The organism is Methylobacterium sp. E-065, assembly GCF_022829605.1.
Lineage (GTDB): Bacteria > Pseudomonadota > Alphaproteobacteria > Rhizobiales > Beijerinckiaceae > Methylobacterium.
In genome coordinates, this window is record NZ_JAKSYD010000152.1 from 1 (window position 1) to 281 (window position 281).

The window sequence follows — 281 nt, forward strand, 5'->3', positions numbered from 1 at the left end:
CTGGCCGATTCGAGCGCGATGCCCCCGGCCGCTTGCCGCGCCGCCTGATCGGCGTGGTCGCGGACGTGACCGACCGGCGCCTCGCCGAGGAGCGCCAGAGCCTGCTGATCCGCGAGCTGCACCACCGGGTGAAGAACACGAATCGAAGGGTTGGAACGCGTGTTGCGCGCGACATACGACCTCCTCGTCGTGGACGTGAACATGCCGAAGATGGATGGATACAGTTTTCTTCGCGCCCTGCGTGGTCGCGAGTCCCCGATACGTTCGATCCCGGCCTTGAT

The 281-nt window shown here is 65.8% G+C and carries 1 protein-coding gene; it reads left to right on the forward strand.

Translation table 11 applies throughout. The features are described 5' to 3' along the window. Nucleotides 1–150 precede the first annotated feature (150 nt). On the forward strand, nt 151–281 hold a 131-nt coding region (locus tag MKK84_RS35520; protein WP_279599623.1), incomplete at its 3' end, for a response regulator.